Source organism: Fortiea contorta PCC 7126, assembly GCF_000332295.1.
In the GTDB taxonomy this organism is placed as follows: Bacteria; Cyanobacteriota; Cyanobacteriia; order Cyanobacteriales; family Nostocaceae; genus Fortiea; species Fortiea contorta.
Genome location: NZ_KB235930.1, coordinates 2,009,099 through 2,031,309 on the forward strand (window position 1 = coordinate 2,009,099; position 22,211 = coordinate 2,031,309).

Annotated in this window: 16 protein-coding genes; 12 read left to right on the plus strand and 4 right to left on the minus strand. The window is 44.5% G+C overall.

Annotated features, from left to right (window positions below):
- Positions 1-37: 37 nt before the first annotated feature.
- Together MIC7126_RS0109475 and MIC7126_RS0109480 are read left to right on the plus strand one after the other, a co-directional pair.
- Positions 38-406, plus strand: a complete 369-nt coding sequence (locus tag MIC7126_RS0109475) for a DMT family transporter (protein WP_017652898.1) — start codon at positions 38-40, stop codon at positions 404-406.
- Positions 407-1,202: 796 nt separating this feature from the next.
- Positions 1,203-2,150, plus strand: coding sequence for a polysaccharide deacetylase family protein (locus MIC7126_RS0109480; RefSeq protein ID WP_017652899.1), 948 nt, complete (start codon positions 1,203-1,205; stop codon positions 2,148-2,150).
- A 66-nt stretch (positions 2,151-2,216) separates the two neighbouring features.
- On the opposite strand, the gene MIC7126_RS0109485 is transcribed toward MIC7126_RS0109480, so the two are convergent.
- Positions 2,217-6,896 (minus strand): glutamate synthase-related protein, encoded by a 4,680-nt coding sequence (locus tag MIC7126_RS0109485; protein WP_017652900.1) that lies wholly within the window; start codon positions 6,894-6,896, stop codon positions 2,217-2,219.
- Positions 6,897-7,764: 868 nt separating this feature from the next.
- Between MIC7126_RS0109485 and MIC7126_RS0109495 the strand changes: the two genes are divergently transcribed.
- From MIC7126_RS0109495 to MIC7126_RS0109540, 9 genes are all read left to right on the plus strand, one after another.
- Positions 7,765-9,735 carry a phosphodiester glycosidase family protein gene (locus MIC7126_RS0109495; protein ID WP_017652902.1) on the plus strand — a complete coding sequence of 657 codons (1,971 nt, stop codon included), beginning with the start codon at positions 7,765-7,767 and terminating at the stop codon, positions 9,733-9,735.
- Positions 9,736-10,137: 402 nt separating this feature from the next.
- The gene (locus MIC7126_RS0109500; RefSeq protein WP_017652903.1) at positions 10,138-10,566 is read left to right on the plus strand and encodes a phosphomannose isomerase type II C-terminal cupin domain; all 429 of its coding nucleotides are present in this window, start codon (positions 10,138-10,140) and stop codon (positions 10,564-10,566) included.
- Between the two features lie 91 nt (positions 10,567-10,657).
- Positions 10,658-11,017: a HesB/IscA family protein gene (locus MIC7126_RS0109510; protein WP_017652905.1), complete on the plus strand. Its 360-nt coding sequence runs from the start codon at positions 10,658-10,660 to the stop codon at positions 11,015-11,017.
- A 148-nt stretch (positions 11,018-11,165) separates the two neighbouring features.
- Positions 11,166-11,549: a 30S ribosomal protein S12 gene (gene rpsL / locus MIC7126_RS0109515; RefSeq protein ID WP_015129154.1), complete on the plus strand. Its 384-nt coding sequence runs from the start codon at positions 11,166-11,168 to the stop codon at positions 11,547-11,549.
- 512 nt (positions 11,550-12,061) lie between these two features.
- On the plus strand, positions 12,062-12,532 hold the full coding sequence (gene rpsG / locus MIC7126_RS0109520) for a 30S ribosomal protein S7 (RefSeq protein WP_017652906.1): 471 nt from the start codon (positions 12,062-12,064) through the stop codon (positions 12,530-12,532).
- Between the two features lie 140 nt (positions 12,533-12,672).
- Positions 12,673-14,751 carry an elongation factor G gene (gene fusA / locus MIC7126_RS0109525; protein WP_017652907.1) on the plus strand — a complete coding sequence of 693 codons (2,079 nt, stop codon included), beginning with the start codon at positions 12,673-12,675 and terminating at the stop codon, positions 14,749-14,751.
- A 23-nt stretch (positions 14,752-14,774) separates the two neighbouring features.
- Positions 14,775-16,004 carry an elongation factor Tu gene (gene tuf, locus MIC7126_RS0109530; protein ID WP_017652908.1) on the plus strand — a complete coding sequence of 410 codons (1,230 nt, stop codon included), beginning with the start codon at positions 14,775-14,777 and terminating at the stop codon, positions 16,002-16,004.
- A 119-nt stretch (positions 16,005-16,123) separates the two neighbouring features.
- On the plus strand, positions 16,124-16,441 hold the full coding sequence (gene rpsJ, locus MIC7126_RS0109535; protein WP_010998474.1) for a 30S ribosomal protein S10: 318 nt from the start codon (positions 16,124-16,126) through the stop codon (positions 16,439-16,441).
- A 196-nt stretch (positions 16,442-16,637) separates the two neighbouring features.
- Entirely contained in the window at positions 16,638-17,279 is a 642-nt protein-coding gene (locus tag MIC7126_RS0109540) for an LON peptidase substrate-binding domain-containing protein (protein WP_017652909.1), read from the plus strand.
- 52 nt (positions 17,280-17,331) lie between these two features.
- Here the strand turns inward: MIC7126_RS0109540 and pheA are convergent, their stop codons facing one another.
- Positions 17,332-18,207: a prephenate dehydratase gene (gene pheA / locus MIC7126_RS0109545; RefSeq protein WP_017652910.1), complete on the minus strand. Its 876-nt coding sequence runs from the start codon at positions 18,205-18,207 to the stop codon at positions 17,332-17,334.
- A gap of 245 nt (positions 18,208-18,452) precedes the next feature.
- On the opposite strand from pheA, the gene MIC7126_RS0109550 reads away from it, so the two are divergent.
- Positions 18,453-19,040, plus strand: a complete 588-nt coding sequence (locus tag MIC7126_RS0109550; RefSeq protein ID WP_017652911.1) for a DUF1997 domain-containing protein — start codon at positions 18,453-18,455, stop codon at positions 19,038-19,040.
- Between the two features lie 100 nt (positions 19,041-19,140).
- Here MIC7126_RS0109550 and MIC7126_RS0109555 read toward each other — a convergent pair whose 3' ends face one another.
- Together MIC7126_RS0109555 and rne are read right to left on the minus strand one after the other, a co-directional pair.
- Positions 19,141-19,818, minus strand: coding sequence for a ribonuclease HII (locus MIC7126_RS0109555; RefSeq protein ID WP_017652912.1), 678 nt, complete (start codon positions 19,816-19,818; stop codon positions 19,141-19,143).
- 8 nt (positions 19,819-19,826) lie between these two features.
- Positions 19,827-21,899 carry a ribonuclease E gene (rne, locus tag MIC7126_RS0109560; protein WP_017652913.1) on the minus strand — a complete coding sequence of 691 codons (2,073 nt, stop codon included), beginning with the start codon at positions 21,897-21,899 and terminating at the stop codon, positions 19,827-19,829.
- Positions 21,900-22,211: the final 312 nt, after the last annotated feature.

The window sequence follows — 22,211 nt, forward strand, 5'->3', positions numbered from 1 at the left end:
CTTGACAAGTAATAAATAACAAATTCAGGCAATATCTGTGACACCGCAAGAATTTAGTCTACTACTAATTTCAGTTATTATTAGTGTAGCAGGTCAATTTTTTCTGAAATTAGGTGCTTTAAAGTTAGGAAAAATTAATGCAGAGAATGTTATTCTTCAAATTCTCAGCATTGTGACGATACCAGAACTTTTAATAGGCTTAACTTGCTACGCTCTTGGTGCCGTAGCCTATATTTTACTTTTAATTAAAGTTAACTTGAGCGTTGCTGCACCAGCTGTGGCCATAGGTTACGTTTTCTCAGTTTTGTTAGGTTGTTTAGTTTTAAAAGAACCTGTTCCACTAATCCGCCTAATTGGCTTATGCTTCATTGTGACTGGTGTCATATTAGTGGTGTGGAAAAAATAAATTTCACTATACCTATCCAAAAACAAACGTGTAGACTTTGCATTGCCAAGCTTTGATAAGGGTTTAAGGTAGCATATGGTTAGTTTTTGGATAGGTTTACAGTACTTATTACTTTAAGTATTTAAAAAGTATTAAATTTTATATACCTGCTTAAGTAAATAGTTCTGTGTTGTAGTATGAAATACATAAAACCGTGAAAATTATGAAGTTATCTTAAAGTTCAGTATTTATACGGTAAAAATCTCTATACAATTCTGATATTTGAAATGCAATAATTTGTATTGACTAATGGTTAGGACTGACAATCAAGAGTAATCCATATTAAAAAAGCTTGATAACCTAAGCTAATATTGAAAACTTAACTTTTTCTTAAAAAGGAACCAATGACCGTAAGCCTTAGAATAAATTACGCTACTAGAAAAAATAATAATAAGACCTTTAAATCTGTTTGACAGATTTGGGTGCGAATACCTGACTTCATTCCATCAAACAATTTAATTAGCTCAACTCCTGAAGCGAAAGAAAAATCCGAAAGGCTAAATTCCCAAGGGCATATAGTGACAAAACAGGAGTATGGGTAAAAACTTTTAAAGGGATAACTTCCGGCTCAATAGCCGGGAATCCGTTGATTAGTAATGAGCAAAGACATATTCAATTACTAACTTTTTTGGAAATCAAGAAATTAACTTTTCAGGATTACCAAAAAGTAATTGGGTATCTAAGTATAAGAAAAAAATGTGCTATAACTTACCGTCAGACCTGTGACTGGTGGTTCCATCCTTGAAGGAGCTCTGAAGTGGAAAGCAATAAGTCGTTTTTTTGGCCGCAAGGAATATTAATTGCGCTGGTTACCATAACTGGTAGTTTGAGTTTGGGACTGATGATGCTTGTCAAGCCGAATACTTCGGATGCTCAGTCTAAAGAAAGTATAAATGCAAACTACACAGTTGCAAAAGTAGGGACTCAACAACGCCTTGAGGGATTAAAGGCGACAATGCTGACAATTTGGCAGCAGGAAGCAAGCGCCAAGGGCCTTTCTTCCGCGCTACCAACACGGTTTCAAGGAGCAACCATCGCCGAAGCAAAACTCGGACAAGGACAAAAAGTAATTGCACTTACCTTTGATGACGGCCCTTGGCCTCAAACGACTGCACAAGTGTTGGATATACTTAAAAAAAATGATGTCAAGGCAACATTTTTCGTTGTTGGGCAAAATGTCAAGCATTATCCAGACTTAATGAAACAGATAGTTACTGAAGGTCACGCCGTCGGTAATCATACTTGGCATCATTGGTATCATGTCATGAACCCGCAGACAGCGGCTTATGAAATTGACCACACAACAGATGTGATTTATCAAACTACAGGAGTGAAAACAAATCTCTTTCGACCACCAGGCGGAATGATGCACAACGGAGTAGCTGCTTACGCTAAAAATACCAAGTACGGCATCATTATGTGGTCATCCGACTCCATAGATTATTCTCGTCCCAGCGTCCCAAAATTAATCAATAACGTATTCAGACAAGCAAAACCCGGTGGAATAGTGCTGATGCATGACGGTGGTGGCAATCGTTCCCAAACTGTGCAAGCCTTGCCAACTATTATTGACAAATTTCGCAAGCAAGGCTACAGTTTCGTCACGATTCCAGAACTTTTAGAAATGGAAGATAAATATCAAAAGTTAATTGCTAACAAAAATAGCAGTAAAAAGCAACAGTCACAAGTCAACTCTTCTCCTTGAAAGACCCTGAGGCGTAGCTTGTTTTCTCAGGGTACAGCTACGTTCAGGGTCTTGACTTGAGACGAGCTAAACTCTACTCAGTTGCTTTTGCTCACTACTAGCTTCTGGACTATCAGCTTCCGAAGGTGGCACCAATTGGCGGAACTTAGGCAAGAATTCTGACCAGTTTGCCAAAATAGCTTTGGCTTTTGGTGAACCAGTGCGATCGCTATGTGCTCTAATTAATTCTTGCAGTTGTTTTTCTCCATCTGCTGTCACCACCCGCTGAATTTTGACAATTTCTTGGTTGACAAATTCTGGGAAATTGCCTTCTTCATCTAAGAAGTACGCTAAACCACCAGTCATTCCCGCACCGACGTTGCGTCCAACTTTACCGAGAACTACAATCACACCACCAGTCATATACTCGCAGCAGTGGTCGCCTGCGCCCTCAATCACAGCTGTGGCTTTGGAATTACGTACGGCGAACCGCTCTCCAGCTAAACCGTTGGCAAATAACACCCCACCAGTAGCACCATAAAGACAGGTATTGCCAATTATCACATTTTGTGCTGAGTTATAGGCAGCATCAGCTGGGGGCTTGATGATAATTTCACCACCATGCATCCCCTTACCTACGTAGTCATTGGCTTCGCCTTCCAGCTTGAGAATCATTCCAGGGAGGTTAAAGGCGCCAAAACTTTGACCGACACTCCCGTGGAAGTTGAGGTTAATTTGGCCTTCAAAACCGCTATCGCCATACTGAGAAGCGATCGCCCCAGCTAATCTTGCGCCCACTGTCCGATCAGTATTGACTATCTTTAAAGTCTTGGTGACGGTGGATTGATTGGTAATCGCTCCTTGAATTTCCCCATCAGCCAGCAACTGGTCATCCACAACTGGGCCGTTACTATGCACCGCTTCATGCACCAACCAGCTACGATTGTGTTTGCTGTCGGGAAGTTTGAGTAAGCAGTTGAGGTTGAGTGCTGCTGTTTTGGTCAGCTTCACTTCGTGGCGTAATGTCAATAAATCAGCCCGACCTACCACTTCTAACAACGAACGATAACCAAGCCGCGCTAGCAGACTACGTACTTCTTCGGCTACAAAGTAGAAAAAGTTAACTACGTGTTCTGGCATACCAGTAAACCGTTTCCGTAGTTCTTCTTTTTGGGAAGCGACACCCACAGGACAGTTATTGGTATGGCAAATCCGCGCCATGATGCAGCCTTCAGCGATCATGGCAATGGAGCCGAAGCCGAATTCTTCGCCACCCATCAACGCACCTATCACCACATCCCAGCCACTTTTAAGACCGCCATCTACACGTAAAATTACGCGATCGCGCAAACCATTTTCCATCAACACGCGGTGCACTTCGCTTAAACCGAGCTCCCACGGTGAACCTGCGTGCTTAATTGAACTCAACGGAGAGGCTCCCGTACCGCCATCGTGTCCGGAAATCTGGATAATATCAGCGTTAGCTTTGGCTACACCAGCGGCGATCGTCCCGATACCAATTTCTGCTACTAGCTTGACTGATACCTGAGCTTTGGGGTTAATTTGGTGCAGATCAAAAATCAACTGAGCTAAGTCTTCGATGGAATAAATATCGTGGTGGGGAGGAGGTGAAATTAATGTGACACCGGGCTTGGAGCGCCGTAACATGGCAATGTAGGGACTCACCTTTGGCCCTGGTAACTGTCCACCTTCCCCTGGCTTGGCACCTTGAGCAATTTTAATTTCGATTTGTCTGGCGCTGGCGAGGTATCCTGGCGTTACCCCGAAGCGTCCGGATGCAACTTGCTTGATAGCGCTCGAAGCTGTATCACCATTCCGCAGCCCTTTTAAGTGGGGTAGGGTGGGTGAGTACCCGGATGCATCTACATCATCTAAAACGTTGTAGCGTACAGGGTCTTCGCCACCTTCGCCAGAGTTAGATTTACCGCCGATGCGGTTCATGGCGATCGCTAAAGTTTCGTGAGCTTCCCGTGACAACGCACCCAAGGACATCCCACCGGTGCAGAAACGTTGGACAATCTCATGCACTGATTCTACTTGTTCCACAGGAATTGCTGGGCGATCGCTCTGCAAGTCTAGCAAGTCTCTTAGGGCGCTTACTGGTCTAGTTTGCAGATGCTGTTTATACACTTCATAATGGTCATATTGCTTACCATCAACAGCCTTGTGCAGTGCTTTCACCAATTCTGGGCTATTCATGTGGTATTCACCGCTACGACGGTACTGCACGAAGCCCAAGTTTTCTAGTTTCTTGGTGGTCAATTGTGGGAAAGCTTTGTGATGGAAGGAAAGTACCTCTTGGGCTAGTTCGCTGACACTTAATCCACCGATGCGGGAGGTTGTCCCCCTGAATCCCAGCGCTAATAAATCCCCACCAATACCGATAGCTTCAAAGATTTGTGCAGCTTGGTAGCTAGAGAGGAGAGAAATCCCCATTTTCGAGAGAATCTTTAACAAACCTGATTCTACAGCCTTGCGATAATTAGCGATCGCCTGCTCTAAAGTCAGAGTCTTAATTTGTCCCCGCATCATAAACTGTTGTGTTTTCGGGTCAGACCACCAGTCCCGCACCGTATCTAAAGCCATGTAAGGACAAACAGCACCGGCTCCATAACCAATCAAACAAGCAAAATGGTGGGTGCTCCAGCACTGAGCGGTATTCACCACCAGAGACGCTTTCATTCGCAATCCCTCCCGAATCAGGTGATGGTGAACAGCACCCACAGCTAACAAGGGGGGAATATAAGTGTATTCAGCGCTAATTCCGCCACTTGCTGACGGGGAAATTTGATCACTCAAGACCAAAATTTTCGCCCCTGCTCGCACTGATTCTGCAGCTTTCGCTTGTAGAGACTCAACTGCGGCTTGTAACCCTGCTGGCCCTGTAGCAATTTCCAACAGCGTCGATAACTCAGCCGTCGCAAATCCCGACAGTTTAATCGCCGCTAATTCAGCTTCAGTCAATACCGGCGAATCTAGCTTGACTCTCTTGGCGTATTCTGGCTTCACCTCCAACAAATTACCCCTCTCGCCCAGTTCCACTTTCAAAGACATCACCAATTTTTCTCTCAGAGGGTCAATGGGCGGATTTGTCACCTGAGCAAAGCGTTGTTTGAAATAGTCATACAACAAGTGGGGTTTTTCCGACAACACCGCCAGGGGAATATCATCACCCATACAGAAGGTCGGTTCTGCACCTTGCAAAGCCATGGGCTGAATCACCATTTCCACATCTTCTGTGTTGTAGCCAAAAGCAATTTGATTTTGCAGCAGGGTTTGTCTATCAATCTGTTCTTTGTCATCGGTTAAATGTCCGACGCCGTTTCCATTAAGAGACGACCCATAATTACTAACCAACGACTTTAATTCTTGGCGATGTTGTCGCAACCATTCGCCATAGGGATGCTGTTTCGCAACACGCTCCTTAATTTCCCAATTCTTCAGCACTTCTTGGGTTTGTAAATCCACAGCAATCATTTGTCCAGGGCCAAGTCTACCTTTTTCCATAATCTCGGACTCTGGGAAATCGACTACACCTGCTTCTGAAGCCACAACGATGTAATCATCTCTAGTAATCACATAACGAGCCGGTCTTAAGCCGTTGCGGTCTAGAGTTGCGCCTACTTTTTGTCCATCGCTAAATACCAATAGCGCCGGGCCATCCCAAGCCTCTTGCAGACCGCTGTAATATTCATAAAAATCGACAATTTCCGGATGTTCGTTGAGAGAGGGCTGATTTTGGTAAGCTTCAGGTACCAGCATCATCAAAGCTTCCAAGGGGCTACGTCCAGAACGCACCAATAACTCGAAGACGTTATCTAAGGTGGCTGAGTCGCTATTATCGATGTGTACTAAGGGTTTGAGTTCATCGATGCGACCTTCCCATATCGGATGTTCTAAACTGGCTTCTCGCGCCATCATCCAATTGATATTCCCCAAGAGCGTATTGATTTCACCGTTGTGACCCAACAACCGCATCGGTTGCGCCAAGGGCCATTTGGGCATAGTGTTCGTACTAAAGCGGCGGTGATAAACAGCAAATGCGCTTTTATAGGCTGGATTTTGTAAGTCTTGATAAAACTCTCCCAAGACAGCCGAACGCACCATACCCTTGTAAACAATTGTCCGACTCGACAAAGAGCAGACATAAAATTCTTCGGAAATGTTTTTTGCTGCTTTCACAATCCGACGGCTGGTGATGTAGAGTTCCCGTTCCAATTCATCACCGCTTTTGTCACCAGCAGCTAGAAAGACTTGCTCAATTTGGGGTTGATTTTCTCTAGCTTGAACACCTAATAAATCTGGCTGCACTGGTACTACTCGCCAGCCTAGTACAGTCAATTTTTCCTCAGCAGCAATTTCCTCAACTGCAGCTCGTGATTGCTGCGCGGCTTCCGGGTCTTGGGGTAAAAATATCATCCCCACAGCCACATTACCTGCTAACTCAAACAATTTGCCTACAGTTACTTCTTGTTGAAACAATTCCCAAGGTATGGCTGTCAATATCCCAGCGCCATCACCAGAGTCTTGGTCGGCGCTACAACCACCCCGGTGTTCTAAGCAAGTCAAAGCTGGTAGAGCTTTGGTAATAATTTCATGACTAGCTCGATTCTGGCGATGGGCTATAAAACCTACACCACAAGCATCCCGTTCTTCGACTAACCACTTTTGCCCTTGATAGATGTCTTTTATTTCCGCATCTGACAATATAACTTTTTGGTCTTGATTCATCGCTTGATTATTCATACCCTGTTCCTGAAATTTTGAGTTGCGAATGTTGCTGCTATTGGTGAGGAAAATTTTTTAACTGTAGCAAGGGCGAAGTTATAACATTTGGGATTTTAGATTGTGAAAGAGTTATCGGTAATCTTTGTTAGCTTTCCATCTGTCGCCTTCATTTTTCCAAAAGGTATAAATTATGGAATCATTGAAAATTTAGGGAAAAAAAATTTTAACTTCGGTTTTACTTTTTGGTTTAGCCGTGTTAAAATTTCTGCGTTATTTTTTTGTGTTTATTCTGTGTTAGACAAATTACTTTTGCTCTAATAGTCTTTTCACTATTACTTATACTTAGTAAAGCTAAGTGTTTCCCACTTCTTTTTGTCCAGATAGCTGTCTGTTTGCTAGATAAAACCAGTTATGGTTAACCTTTGACAAAACTTAATCTGAACCTTCACTAATTTTAGTGCCTAAACTGTCCTGATTTAGTAACAAAATCAGCCTAGTACACTATACGCCCATTTGCAATTCCTAGATATTTCTGTTGTCGTCTAGATTTTTACTATTTATTGTGTTGCCACTTGTGTTATTACTAGCTAGACCTCACTTGAGTAGCAACATGAGCACACAACGGTGAGGAGAGTATGTTTTCAGCCAGGGTTTGATACCAAGATTAGGGACATGGTTAACTGGGCAATTGTGCTAGTTTCAACACTTAGTTACAGTGACTACAGTCAGAAAACGCCTGTTGGTTTTTAAAAGATATAGAGAGCCAATTCATACATTATCACCTTTGCGGAAAACTTATATCATCGTTTTGGGAAATTTTTGCATAATTGGTTAATTTACATCTAGAGTGATAGCTTTCAAAAGTACATAGCAAATGAAGGTGAAAATGCCGAATTGTTGCCGACAAAAACACTACAGTGCGATCGCTGTGATTGGTCGTGGCAGACTCTTTCTCACCACTGTGTCGCCAATACTTTCAATAGCATTATGCTTATATATTACCAAAGCTACCAGTGCTCAACAGATTTCCCCGACTGCGACGCCAACACCAACACCAACTGCTGTCCCAGGGGCGTTGTTTGCAGGTAATCAAATTGCCCTTAATGGTCGCACATTACCAGCGGCTTGGTTGCAAAAGCCGGGAAATAACACTCAGCTAACAACCTATCTGAGTGATGCTGTCCTCAGACAATTAATTGGCGTGGACTTGCTCAACAGCAGTAACCCAGCCAGCCAACCGATAGATTGGTTTTCGTCAGCCACCAAGCCAGTTGTGTTATCGGCTCAGTTGACCAGAGGATATCGCTATCTAGATATTACTAATTTTTCCCAAACAGCAGGGTGGCAAATCCAAGCTAATGGCAACATACTCGTAATTTCCACTCCCCAAACCCAGGTGCAGGATATCGTTGAGGGTAAACAACCCTTTGGCGATCGCCTAATTGTCAATCTAGATCGTCCCACTCCTTGGCAAGTTATCCAAGAATTACCCGCCAAAAGACCCCCCGATCCCGATACTGTCACCCCCAAAGTCTCCACACTACCCAGCAGAGAATGGAAAATCACCATAGATGGTATAGCTGATCCTACCCTTGTCAGGCGCTATACTCCCGTACCACCAGTATCTTTACCCACACCCACACCTAATCTGCTCAAACAATTACCAGGAATTACCTCCGCAGAACCACTAATTAAACAAGTGGAGGTAGTTAAAAATCAAACAATTATTCGTTTAAACGTTCCTTTTGGTCTAGCCCCCCGCATCAGTACTCTACCAAACCCTAACCGTCTGCTGATCGATATCCGACCAGACGCACTTTTAGAGCGGGATATTACCTGGGCACCCGGTTTACGGTGGCGACAGCAGTTTGTTAATTTAGGCACACAACGCTTTCCCATCGTTTGGCTAGAAATTAATCCTCAAAGCGTCGGGTTAAGCATCAAGCCAATTTTAAGTAACCCTAACGCTGCATCTGGAACAGCACCATTAATTCAAACAGCCCAAAGGTATTTAGCAGTAGCAGCAATTAACGCTGGTTATTTCAACCGCAACAATCGCTTACCTCTAGGTGCAATCCGTCAAAACAGTCGATGGTTGTCAGGCCCTATTCTCAACAGAGGAGCGATCGCTTGGAATGATTCTGGGCAATTTTACTTAAATCGTCTCACCCTCGAAGAAACTCTGATTACACCAAATAAAACACGATTACCCATTCTATTTCTCAATAGTGGCTACGTGCAAAGTGGTATTTCCCGCTATACCCCAACTTGGGGACAAACTTACACACCCTTGACAGACAACGAAATCATCCTCGTCGTCCAAAAAGACCTAGTAACCAATCAGCTAGCGGGTGGTAAAGCTGGACAAACCAACCTTCCCATTCCCGTAGATGGCTATTTATTAACTTTGCGGGGTAATGCTGGTAATGTGGCAACACAGTTACCGATTGGTTCAGCCATCAGCATTACTAGCAGCACTGTTCCCCCAGACTTTAGCCGCTATTCCCACATCGTCGCCGCCGGGCCATTGTTAGTCAAAAATCGCCAAGTTGTCCTTGACGCCAAAGGTGAAAAATTCAGTGATGCTTTTATTGCGGAAAAAGCCATCCGCAGCGGCATTTGCACCGCCGACACAGGCAAATTAATCATTGCTGCTGTGCATAATCGCGCTGGCGGCCCCGGCCCCACTTTGGCAGAACACGCCCAACTAATGCAGCTTCTGGGGTGCGTTGATGCCCTCAATTTAGATGGCGGTAGTTCCACTAGTCTTTACTTAGGAGGACAACTACTCGACCGTTCCCCAAATACTGCAGCCCGCGTCCACAACGGCATTGGTATTTTTTTACAACAGCGATGAGGGCATGGGGCATTTCCATGCAAGGATTTTTGGACTGAAGTTAGTGCAGCGGTAGCAAGGTAAAAGCGTCTTTTAGATTGGGTTTCGATCTAACATCCCTCTGGAAAAGTTAGACAGGACAGTACAGGCGATCACCTACTTTTCTCCAAATCTCAAATTCCTACTCTCTCCTTAACCCTTAGCCCCTTTTTAAAGAAAACAACAAGACACAATTTTTCTTGATGAAGAATTGGTATAACTGCAGAATTTTTAGTAAGTTTTTTTACACCTACAGTGACAATTTTGCTATGTTTGGCGAAGCCGTAAGAAATTGCTGATTTTTACGGTTGCAACATTACGTCAAAATTTTCCATCAATGGTTAAGAGTACAGACGGTTTGTTATATCTTTAAATGAGGTAATTATGGCTCAACATCAAGAAACTACACTAACTAGCACTCTGCCCCTACCTCCTACCGTCACCCCCAGAGGCGTTGCTGCGACTGAGTTACGTCCTTGGGGTTCTTTCACAGTTTTGGAAGAAGGGCGTGGATACAAAATTAAGCGCATCGAAGTTAAACCCGGACATCGCCTCAGCTTACAAATGCACCATCACCGCAGCGAACACTGGATCGTAGTCTCTGGTACGGCTAGGGTGGTTTGTGGCGAAAAAGAGGTCTTGTTGAGCAACAATCAATCAACTTATGTACCCCAATGTACAACCCATCGTTTAGAGAATCCTGGTGTGATTCCCTTGGTGTTGATTGAAGTGCAAAATGGAGAATACTTAGGAGAAGATGATATTGTTCGCTACCAAGATGATTACGCACGTGCAGCAGATAAAACCTGTTAAGTTATTGCCTTAAAATCCCTGTTTTCAATTTTGGCGCAACCCCATCTGTAATATTAGAGATGGGGTTTTTAATTTGCATTTTCAAAATTTTATGATTCATTTGAGTCCAGCCGCTACCAGTGAAATTGGGCGATTGAAGTCAAAGCACCCACAAAATGTCTTGTTTCGATTGGCAATTAAGCCCGGCGGTTGTTCCGGGTGGATTTATGAAATGTCTTTTGACCAGAGTATACAGTCAAGCGATCGCCTTTTCGACTTGAGCGGTATTCAATTAGTCATCGATGCCGAAAGTTCCATTCACATCAACGGATTGTCAGTCGATTATTCTGAAGACCTAATGGGTGGCGCTTTTCGCTTCGATAACCCCCAAGCGATCGCCACCTGTGGCTGTGGTAATTCTTTTGCGATGAATCAAGGGATTAGGGAACAGGGATTAGGGAACAGGGATTAGAGAAACAAGCGAGAAATACCCATCTCCCCATCTCCCCATCCCCCCATCGCCATTTTCCAAATTTAGTAATTGACACAAAATCAAGAAAAAAGATATAATTAGGATTTGTTAAAACTTAGATCCTAAGCAGCTTCACGCGCTGTAACTCATGCCAACAATACAGCAGCTCATACGTAATGAACGCGAAAAAGCGCGTCAAAAAACCAAGTCCCCAGCTCTGAAGCAATGTCCCCAGCGTCGGGGAGTTTGTACCAGAGTATACACGACTACACCTAAAAAGCCTAACTCAGCCCTACGCAAAGTAGCAAGAGTCCGACTCACTTCTGGTTTTGAAGTCACAGCTTACATTCCCGGAATTGGTCACAATTTGCAAGAACACTCGGTAGTGATGATTCGTGGCGGTCGGGTAAAGGACTTACCAGGCGTGAGATACCACATCATTCGTGGCACCTTAGATACAGCCGGAGTCAAAGACCGCAAGCAAGGTCGCTCCAAATATGGAACTAAGCGCCCCAAAGCAGCGAAAAAATAGGAATTAGGCGATTAATCGTCATTGTGCTTCGATTAATCGTCTCTCCTAATCACTCACCAAAAAACCTGACAACAAACGGTGTTCGCCGCCAAACAGCATTAATCCAAGGTTCTTGTGCCTGTTTTCACGAAACCAGCCACACCTGACACTGAGCGAGCAAGTGTAGGTTATCGCTAAAAATCTTGTCAGCGACAGCCACATTTTAATCTCAAGATTAAAGTTTATAATGTTGTCGCCTCTCATTTCTAGTTGCGAGTAGCAAGTCAATAGGTTAGCGACGCTGCAACTCTAAGAAAAGCAAAATTTGAGTGAATCTGAGTAGCGGTGAGACAGCGCTACAAAGAAAAGTCATCAAGAGGTTTTCCCGAATTAGGTGACTGCGAACTCTAAACAAGAACTTGATTGCCGAGCGTCCCGAAAGTAAGAGTACCTAAAGGACTGCCAACGCTTTTAGCTTCCACTGTCTGATAGCATATAATTTCGTTGCCAAATCCGAAATCTAAGGTTGAAGTATGTCTCGTCGTGGTGTTATTCAAAAGCGCCCAGTTCCGTCTGACTCGGTGTATAACAGTCGTCTTGTGAGCATGATCATCAGACGGATCATGCAGCACGGCAAAAAGTCCCTGGCGGCACGTATTGTCTATGACGCATTAAAAACTATTGAAGAACGCACTGGTAGCGGTGCATTGGAAGTTTTTGAAAGAGCGGTGCGGAATGCAACGCCTCTAGTAGAAGTAAAAGCCCGGCGAGTAGGCGGGGCGACTTACCAAGTACCAATGGAAGTGCGTTCCGACAGAGGTACTACCCTAGCCCTGCGTTGGCTGGTACAATTTTCCAGGTCTAGACCAGGACGGACAATGGCCGGTAAATTGGCCAATGAGTTAATGGATGCTGCTAACGAAACTGGGAATGCGATTCGCAAACGCGAGGAAACGCACCGGATGGCGGAAGCAAACAAAGCCTTTGCTCACTATCGTTACTAGGTAGAGAAGCGGTATATCGCCCACTGAAAATCGGCACATCGCAAATTTACAAAAAAACAGACGGTTTTCCGTAAAAGTATAGAATCTTAACAAAGAGTAATATACAAGATATCATGAGGCAAAAACCATAGGAGGCTACTGTGGCACGTACGATCCCGCTAGAGAAAGTACGCAACATCGGCATTGCGGCGCATATAGATGCGGGCAAGACAACAACAACAGAGAGAATATTATTTTACTCTGGGATAATTCATAAAATTGGCGAAGTTCATGAAGGAACTGCCGTCACAGACTGGATGGATCAAGAGCGGGAGCGGGGAATCACCATTACCGCCGCTGCGATATCTACCAGCTGGAAAGATCATCAAATTAACATTATCGATACTCCTGGTCACGTAGACTTCACAATCGAAGTCGAACGGTCTATGCGGGTGTTGGATGGAGTCATCGCCGTGTTTTGTTCTGTGGGTGGCGTGCAACCACAATCCGAGACAGTGTGGCGACAAGCAGACCGCTACAAAGTCCCTCGGATAGCCTTTGTTAACAAGATGGATCGCACAGGAGCGAACTTCTATAAAGTCCACGAGCAAATGCGAGATCGCTTGCGGGCTAACGCCATTGCCATTCAATTACCCATTGGTAGTGAAAATGAATTCCAAGGAATCGTTGATCTAGTACGTAACCGCGCATACATCTACACCAACGACCAGGGAACCGATATCCAAGAAACTGACATCCCTGCAGAACTGCAAGCCCAAGTAGAAGAATACCGCATCAAGCTAGTAGAAGCGGTGTCAGAAACAGACGACGCCCTGATGACTAAGTACTTCGAGGGCGAAGAACTTACAGAAGAGGAAATCGCTGTTGCCCTGCGTAAAGGTACAATTGCTGGCACAATCGTACCCGTACTTTGTGGCTCGGCATTTAAAAACAAAGGCGTACAGTTAATGCTGGATGCCGTTGTTGATTACCTACCAGCACCAAGTGAAGTACCCCCAATTCAAGGCATACTGCCTAATGGCGATACTGTTGAGCGGCAGGCTGATGATAATGAACCCCTAGCAGCTCTAGCATTCAAGATTATGGCTGACCCCTATGGTCGCCTGACATTTGTTCGCGTTTATTCTGGTGTGTTGAAAAAGGGCAGCTACGTCCTCAACGCCACCAAGAACAAAAAAGAGCGGATTTCTCGGTTAGTACTGATGAAGGCAGACGATCGTCAAGATGTCGATGAACTGCGCGCGGGCGATTTGGGAGCAGCCCTGGGATTGAAAGATACGTTGACAGGTGACACCATCTGTGATGATGGCTCACCAGTGATTCTGGAATCTCTGTTTATTCCTGAGCCTGTGATCTCGGTAGCGGTTGAACCCAAAACCAAGAACGACATGGATAAATTATCCAAGGCTCTGCAATCTCTCTCAGAAGAAGACCCTACCTTCCGCGTCAACGTTGACCCAGAAACTAACCAAACTGTAATTGCAGGGATGGGAGAACTCCACCTGGAAATTCTGGTGGACCGGATGTTACGCGAATTCAAAGTAGAAGCGAACGTGGGTGCGCCGCAAGTAGCTTACCGCGAAACAATTCGCAAAACAGTCACCAACGTAGAAGGTAAGTTCATCCGTCAAAGTGGTGGTAAAGGTCAATACGGTCACGTTGTGATCAATTTGGAACCAGGAGAACCCGGTACTGGCTTTGAATTCGTCTCCAAAATTGTCGGCGGTGTAGTACCTAAAGAGTACGTAGGCCCCGCAGAGCAAGGGATGAAAGAAAGCTGTGAATCTGGTATTTTAGCTGGATATCCACTGATTGATGTGAAAGCAACGCTAGTTCACGGTTCTTACCATGACGTGGACTCTTCAGAAATGGCTTTCAAAATCGCCGGCTCAATGGCAATGAAAGAAGCTGTGCTCAAAGCTTCACCAGTACTATTAGAGCCTATGATGAAAGTTGAAGTGGAAGTTCCTGAAGACTTTATCGGGAACGTCATTGGCGACCTCATTGCCCGTCGGGGGCAGATTGAAAACCAAAGCACTGAACAGGGACTCGCTAAAGTGGCATCAAAAGTTCCACTGGCGACCATGTTCGGCTACGCCACTGATATCCGCTCTAAGACCCAAGGTCGGGGTATCTTTACGATGGAGTTCAGCCACTACGAAGAGGTGCCCAAGAGCGTAGCTGAAACTATCATTGCAAAAAGCAAAGGGAACGCTTAATTAGATAAAGGAAATGAGGATTCATGGCACGCGCAAAGTTTGAAAGGAATAAACCCCATATCAATATAGGTACAGTTGGCCACGTTGACCACGGTAAAACTACCTTGACAGCAGCCATCACTATGACATTGGCGGCTCTCGGTCAGGCTGTAGCTAAAGGCTACGATCAAATCGATAACGCACCAGAAGAAAAAGCGCGGGGTATCACCATTAACACCGCTCACGTGGAATATGAAACCACGAATCGGCACTATGCTCACGTAGATTGTCCAGGCCACGCTGACTATGTGAAGAACATGATCACTGGTGCGGCGCAAATGGACGGCGGTATCCTAGTAGTGGCGGCTACTGATGGCCCCATGCCCCAAACCCGCGAACACATCCTGTTGGCAAAACAGGTGGGTGTTCCTAGCTTGGTGGTTTTCTTGAACAAAGAAGACTTGATGGACGACCCAGAATTGTTAGAACTAGTAGAGCTAGAACTCAGAGAACTGCTCTCTAGTTACGATTTCCCTGGCGACGATATTCCCATTGTCAAAGGATCAGGTCTACAGGCGCTCGAAGCCATGACCAAGAATCCCAAGACTCAAAGAGGGGAAAATGAATGGGTGGATAAAATCTACGAACTGATGGATGCTGTAGATTCCTATATCCCCACTCCAGAGCGGGATGTAGATAAACCCTTCCTCATGGCTGTAGAAGACGTGTTCTCAATCACAGGTCGTGGTACAGTCGCTACCGGACGGATTGAACGGGGTAAAGTTAAAGTCGGTGATAACGTGGAATTGGTGGGTATTAAAGATACCCGCAACACCACCGTCACCGGGATCGAGATGTTTAAGAAGAGTCTCGAAGAAGGTCTAGCTGGAGATAACGCGGGTGTGCTACTCCGGGGTATCCAGAAAGCTGATATTGAAAGAGGTATGGTAATCGCCAAACCTGGTTCAATCAAGCCTCACCTAGAGTTTGAAGGTGAAGTATACGTGTTGACGGAAAAAGAAGGTGGTCGGAAAACACCATTTTTTGCTGGCTACCGCCCTCAGTTCTACGTACGGACAACTGATGTAACCGGTACTATCAAAGCTTTCACCGCTGATGATGGCGCTACAGTGGAAATGGTGATGCCAGGCGATCGCATCAAAGTCACTGTGGAATTGATCAACGCGATCGCTATTGAACAAGGAATGCGTTTCGCTATCCGCGAAGGTGGTCGGACAATCGGCGCTGGCGTCGTTTCCAAAATCATCAAATAGCACCTTTTTAACCTAATAACCAAGGAGCAGAGGCGGTGAAAAAATGCGTCTCTGCTCCTTTCTCTTCCCTAAATTCCCTATTCCCCACTCCTCATTAATCAGAACCAGGAAAATTAAAGATGGCTACTCTACAGCAGCAGAAAATTAGAATTCGCTTACAGGCCTTTGACCGTCGTCTACTAGATACATCTTGCGAGAAGATCGTAGACACAGCTAACCGCACTAACGCCACAGCCATAGGCCCGATTCCTTTACCCACGAAACGTAAAATATATTGCGTGCTGCGGTCTCCTCACGTAGATAAAGATTCCCGCGAACACTTTGAAACCCGCACCCACCGCCGGATTATCGACATCTATCAGCCATCTTCCAAAACTATCGATGCTTTGATGAAACTGGATTTACCATCAGGTGTAGATATCGAAGTCAAATTATAGTGATTCCAGAGTCATTGGTGACTGACCATAGTCCCAATGACCAATCAAATTAAACAGTATAAACATTGACATAGCCTCAAAGAAATTTATCTTGAGGTCTTTTATTACCTGCAAAACATGATGGTAGAATGTAGACAAAGTACGGGAAAAGCACAGAAGAATAAATTTTAAAGATTAAATTTATACTAAGGTAACAATGGCATCCTCTTCTAAAATTGCAGTCCGTGAACTACCTCTGTTCCCGTTACCTGAAGTAGTTCTGTTTCCTACCAGACCATTACCTCTACATATCTTTGAATTTCGCTACCGAATCATGATGAACACGATTTTGGAAAGCGATCGCAGGTTCGGAGTGTTGATGGTAGATCCAAGCAAAAATGCGATCGCCAATGTTGGTTGTTGTGCAGAAATTATTCATTATCAAAGGCTGCCTGATGACCGCATCAAAATGTTAACTTTAGGACAGCAAAGATTTCGCGTTTTAGAATATGTCCGTGAAAAGCCCTATCGTGTCGGTCTAGTAGAGTGGATTGAAGACCAGCCACCCTCTAAAGATTTACGTCCTCTAGCAATAGAAGTAGAACAACTGCTGCGGGATGTTGTACGTCTCTCAGCGAAGTTAACTGAACAAAACATTGAACTACCAGAAGATTTACCAGATTTGCCAACAGAATTATCATACTGGGTGGCTAGTAATCTTTATAACGTAGCGGCAGAACAACAGACATTATTAGAAATGCGAGACACGGTGGCTCGTCTGGAACGAGAATCAGAAATTTTGACTTCTACTCGCAATCATTTAGCAGCGCGTACAGTTCTCAAAGACACCTTCAATTAGAATTAATGATTGGTCATTGGTTATTCATGAATAACCAATGACCAATCATTAATTATTCAAGAGTCCCTATTGGCAAGATACCATAACTGCCAAAGATTTTTAAAATTTCTGTATGTGGAGCCAACTGCGCCAAAGCATATTCTATTCGGGAATCCGTAGCGTCAGCTTCTAAGTCCAGAAAGAATAAGTATTCGCCAAGCGAGCGCTTAGTTGGACGAGATTCAATCCGACTGAGATTGATTCCCAACTGAGCAAATATTTGCAATGGTTTGACCAGTGCTCCGGGTATATTAGCGGGTACGCTAAAAGCTATTGAGGTGTGACTATTATTGCTCAATAATTTGTAGTTTACAGTCTCTGCTTGGGTGTGACTCACCACCCAAAACCGAGTACAGTTCTCGGGATAATCATTAATACCGCTAGCTAGTATGGGCAAATTATAAAGTTGAGCAGCTCTGCTAGAAGCGATCGCCGCCATCGTCAAATCCGATTCTAGTCGCTCTAGTGCTTCTGTTGTAGAATTGCAAGGAATCAATTGCACAGTGGGGAGAAATAGCCCCAACCATCCTTGACATTGAGCCAAAGCTTGAGGATGAGAATAAACGGTTTTAATTTCATCTAAACTAGAGGCACGGGAGATCAGCGTATGAGTAATCGGCATGATTAAAGCCAGCGTGATTCGCAAACTGTCTAGCTGCCACAGTGTATCCATTGTCATTGTTACACTACCTTCGACAGAATTTTCTACAGGGACGACAGCTAACTGGACATCTCCTTGAGCAACGGCTTGGAGTGATTGAGCAATGCTTGGATAAGGAAATAATCTCCCTTTAATTTCAGTATTTTTACTAAGCCAGTTTGCATAAAATATACTTGCTTGTTCAGCGTAAGTTCCGGGTGGCCCTAAATGTGCGATCGCTATGGTCATGATTTCAACCTTTAGTGATAAGTTTAATTTGATAGATTGATAAAAAGCATATTATTGGCCTTATGTCAATCTTTAATTAATAATCTAAATTCCTCTGACTAAAGATAGTAAATCATCAAATTATCTAAGTTTTTAGCTAACAAGCCACGATAATTTTTATAATCAGTGGGGTTTAAGCTTTAATACTATTAAATCCAAAGTGTTAAAAAATATTAAAATTAAGTAACACACATTTTAATCCGCTCATGGCTACCCGGTTTACTGCCTCGCAATCGGTTGAAATCGCTGTTCCAGAGCAGCCTATTCCTATTCAACACTACTTGCGACAACCCCAACGTTTAGTAAACGCTTTGGTTGACACCAGCCGCATTCAGCCCCTTTCTGAGGAAGTATTTCGGTTAAAAATGCGTCCTCTGACTTTTATGTCGTTGAGTATTCAACCTACCGTAGACATGAGAGTATGGGCAGAAGCAAATGGCACGATTTATTTACGTTCAGTCGGTTGCGAAATATTGGGTTTTGAGTATATCAACCAACGTTTTGCTTTAGATTTAAAAGGGCATTTATCTCCTTATCAGTTGAGTGCTGGAACTCGCCTGCAAGGAAGAGCCGATTTACAAGTCCAAGTCGAGCTACCACTGCCTTTGATCTTCACTCCCAAACCAATTTTAGAAGCCACTGGCAATAGCTTACTCAAAAGTGTTTTGTTGACAGTGAAGCAACGATTACTACATCAACTTTTAGCCGATTATCGCTACTGGGTGATATCGCAAACGCAGGAAAGCTCCCACAGGGAGGGCGGTACAGAATTACCAATCCTCAATCTAGAATAACTTGGCGTTGCTGATTAAATGTATCAGAACTGATATGGAGATATAAAACTTGTGTCTCCATGATCAAATTCATACTAGGATTCAGCAACACCAATAATTTTTACTTACTTGTAACTCTGCACTGAATTTGGCAAGGACGAAAGGACTGACGATGCAAAGGCGAGGGGCCGTATTGTTGCAAAGCTAGCAAATGCTGAGGGCTACCATAACCTTTGTTGCGCTCTAGTGCGTACATGGGATACTTGGATGCTAGACGCAACACCAAATCATCACGCCAAACTTTAGCCACAATACTAGCAGCAGCGATGGTAAGCGATCGCTCATCTCCCTTAACTATTGTTTGTTGCGGCAGTGGTAAGTCCTTGACGAACTGATTGCCATCAATCAAGCATATCGCAGGCTGTACTCTCAGCTTAAGTACAGCCCGCTTCATCGCTAACAATGTTGCCTGCAAAATGTTTATCTGGTCAATTTCCGCAGTAGAAGCGTATCCTATTTTCCAATCGATTGCTAGAGTACAGATTTGCTGGGCTAGGTGAGTTCTACGAAAGCTAGACAGCTTTTTACTATCCTTAATTTCAGCTGCTATCAGTTTTGGCCAAGCATCATCTGGTAGTATCACTGCTGCCGCTACTACGGGGCCAAATAGAGCACCTCGCCCTACTTCATCCACACCAGCCATACCAGAAATACCTGATAAAACCGATAACTCCAGCCAACTGGACTCGCTAATAAGTAAATTTGACCAAATTGCCTCAGTCTGCTTTGTCCTTGCCATAAAAACAGTTAACTTTCCTCAGCAGTACCATCCGCCGCAGAAGAACGACGGCGACGGCGACGGCTAGCAGCGGTAGCGCTATTTACTTCATGTTCATCTGCAATTGATGCCAGATCCGATAATTCTACAATTGGTTCGGGTATAGATTTCGGTTCCGGTTCAACTTTTAATATGGGTGTCTTCACTGCAACAACTTCGTTGCTAGTTTTTTCCAAAACAGGTGCGTCTGTAATCGATTCACTGGGCGCTGCTGGGGTTTGTCCTGGCTGAACAATATTAACGATCACAGATTTGGGATTTTTCACTTCCCGATCTAACTTAACCAAAGGAGAGATTCCCATCAGAGCAAATATATCCTGTTCTGGCAGCGTCATTTCTACAGTGCGTATTTCCGGTGGCTCTACTACTGGTTTGACTGGCTCTACCTTGGTAATTTTAGTCCGCTCTCCTCTGTCCGTCCAAGTAGGTTTACCAATATTAGGTGCAGGTATCTCTGGTGCGGCGACTAAATCGTTGTCTCCATCCAAGTCTAAATCTGGTTCGTTCACAAAAACTTGCGGATGGGGAGTCACTCTTGATTCATCTTTGCCGTTGACTCCATTTATACCAATACGACTGCGACGGGTGCGGGTGCGGCGCTTGTTGTCGCCTATTTCTTGATAGCTGGGATGATTGACAAGATTCAATGCACCATTATCAGCTTCGGTGTCGAAAGCTTCACTAAATGGATCATAAGCTTCTCGTGGTTCTGGAATGCGAGCAGTAACTGGTAAACGCGGTTCTCTATGGGGTGGAGAGACAAAACGGTCTGGTATTTCTGGGGGTGTTGGTAATCGGCTTTCGTTTTCTCCAGGCAATCGTACAGTATGCCCTAAACCACCGCAAGTCGGGCAAGTTTCGCCAAATAATTCGTAAATATTTTGACCTTGGCGCTTGCGGGTAAGTTCTACTAGACCCAGTTCGGTGAGTTGAGCAATTTGCGGACGAGCTTTGTCTGCTTTCAGGGCTTTATTAAAATGTTCTAAGACTTGTAGCTGGTCACGTCTTGATTCCATATCAATAAAATCAACGACAATTACCCCAGCAATGTTCCGCAGACGTAACTGGCGCGCAATTTCTGTAGCCGCTTCACAGTTTGTCCACAACACCGTTTCTCTGGCGGTTGCTGATCGCGTGAAGGAACCAGAGTTGACATCAATTACAGTTAATGCTTCTGTCGGTTCAATGATGATATATCCGCCAGAAGGCAAATCTACTCTTGGTTTGAGAGCTTCACGAATAGCGGCATTGATCCGGAAGTATTCTAAAATTGGTGAGCGATCGCGGTGATGATCAATCAACAATCCCTGCGGTGTCTGACCCCCACTCCAATTCTGCAAATATTGCTTAACTCGCTTTAAACCAGTGCTGGAATCAACCACAATTCGGTTCACATCCGCACCGTACATATCCCGCAACACTCGCTGGATAAAGTCATCATCCCGGTTAAGTAACGCTGGTGCGCGTGTAGAGTGAGCTTCTTGTTGAATCGCTTCCCATTGCTTTTGTAGTACTTCTAAGTCTTCAATAATCGCCTCTTCTGGCTTACCTTCTGCTTCGGTACGCACCAGTAAACCCATCCCTGCAGGTTTGATTAAAATCGCCAGTGCTCGCAAGCGATTGCGCTCACTTTCACTTTTAATCCGCCGTGACAAGTTTACACCCCTGCCGTAGGGCATGAGCACCACATAACGCCCAGGTAAAGTAATATTACCTGTCAGTCTTGGGCCTTTGGTTCCCGTTGGCTCTTTCATCACCTGCACCAACACTTTTTGTTGCGGTGCTAAAAGTTCTGTGATGGCTGCAGCCGTGCGCTTGAGCTTTAATGGCCCCAAGTCGGTTACATGAATAAACCCATTGCGCTCTGGATCACCAATGTTAACAAAAGCCGCATCTATCCCAGGTAGTACATTTTCTACTACTCCTAAGTAAATATCACCAATTTGGTGATGGCCTGTAGCTACTACGAGTTCTTGTATTTGATCTTCCGAAAAGACTGCAGCAATTTGATGCTGTTCCGCGATAATAATTTGTTTTGGCATTCAATTCCCTCAAAAATTGGCAGCACCAACGGGGATTAGGAGCTTTGTTATACCTCTCGCCCCTACTGAGCCACGAATAGGCGCTGCTGGTAATCAAAAATACGAATCTAGGCTCGAAGTTAAAAACCTATTAACGCTGATGAAAGCGTTTACACGGCTAATTATTCCAAAACGGCTGCATATTGTTTAAGCAATTCAATCAACCGTCTGTAGTTGATTTTTGCTGCTATGCCTTTTCCATCTGGGGATTAGACAGTTAGCAGTTGTTTAAAAAGCATAAAGTTAGAGAAGCCGATGGAGGCTGCTGTTAGT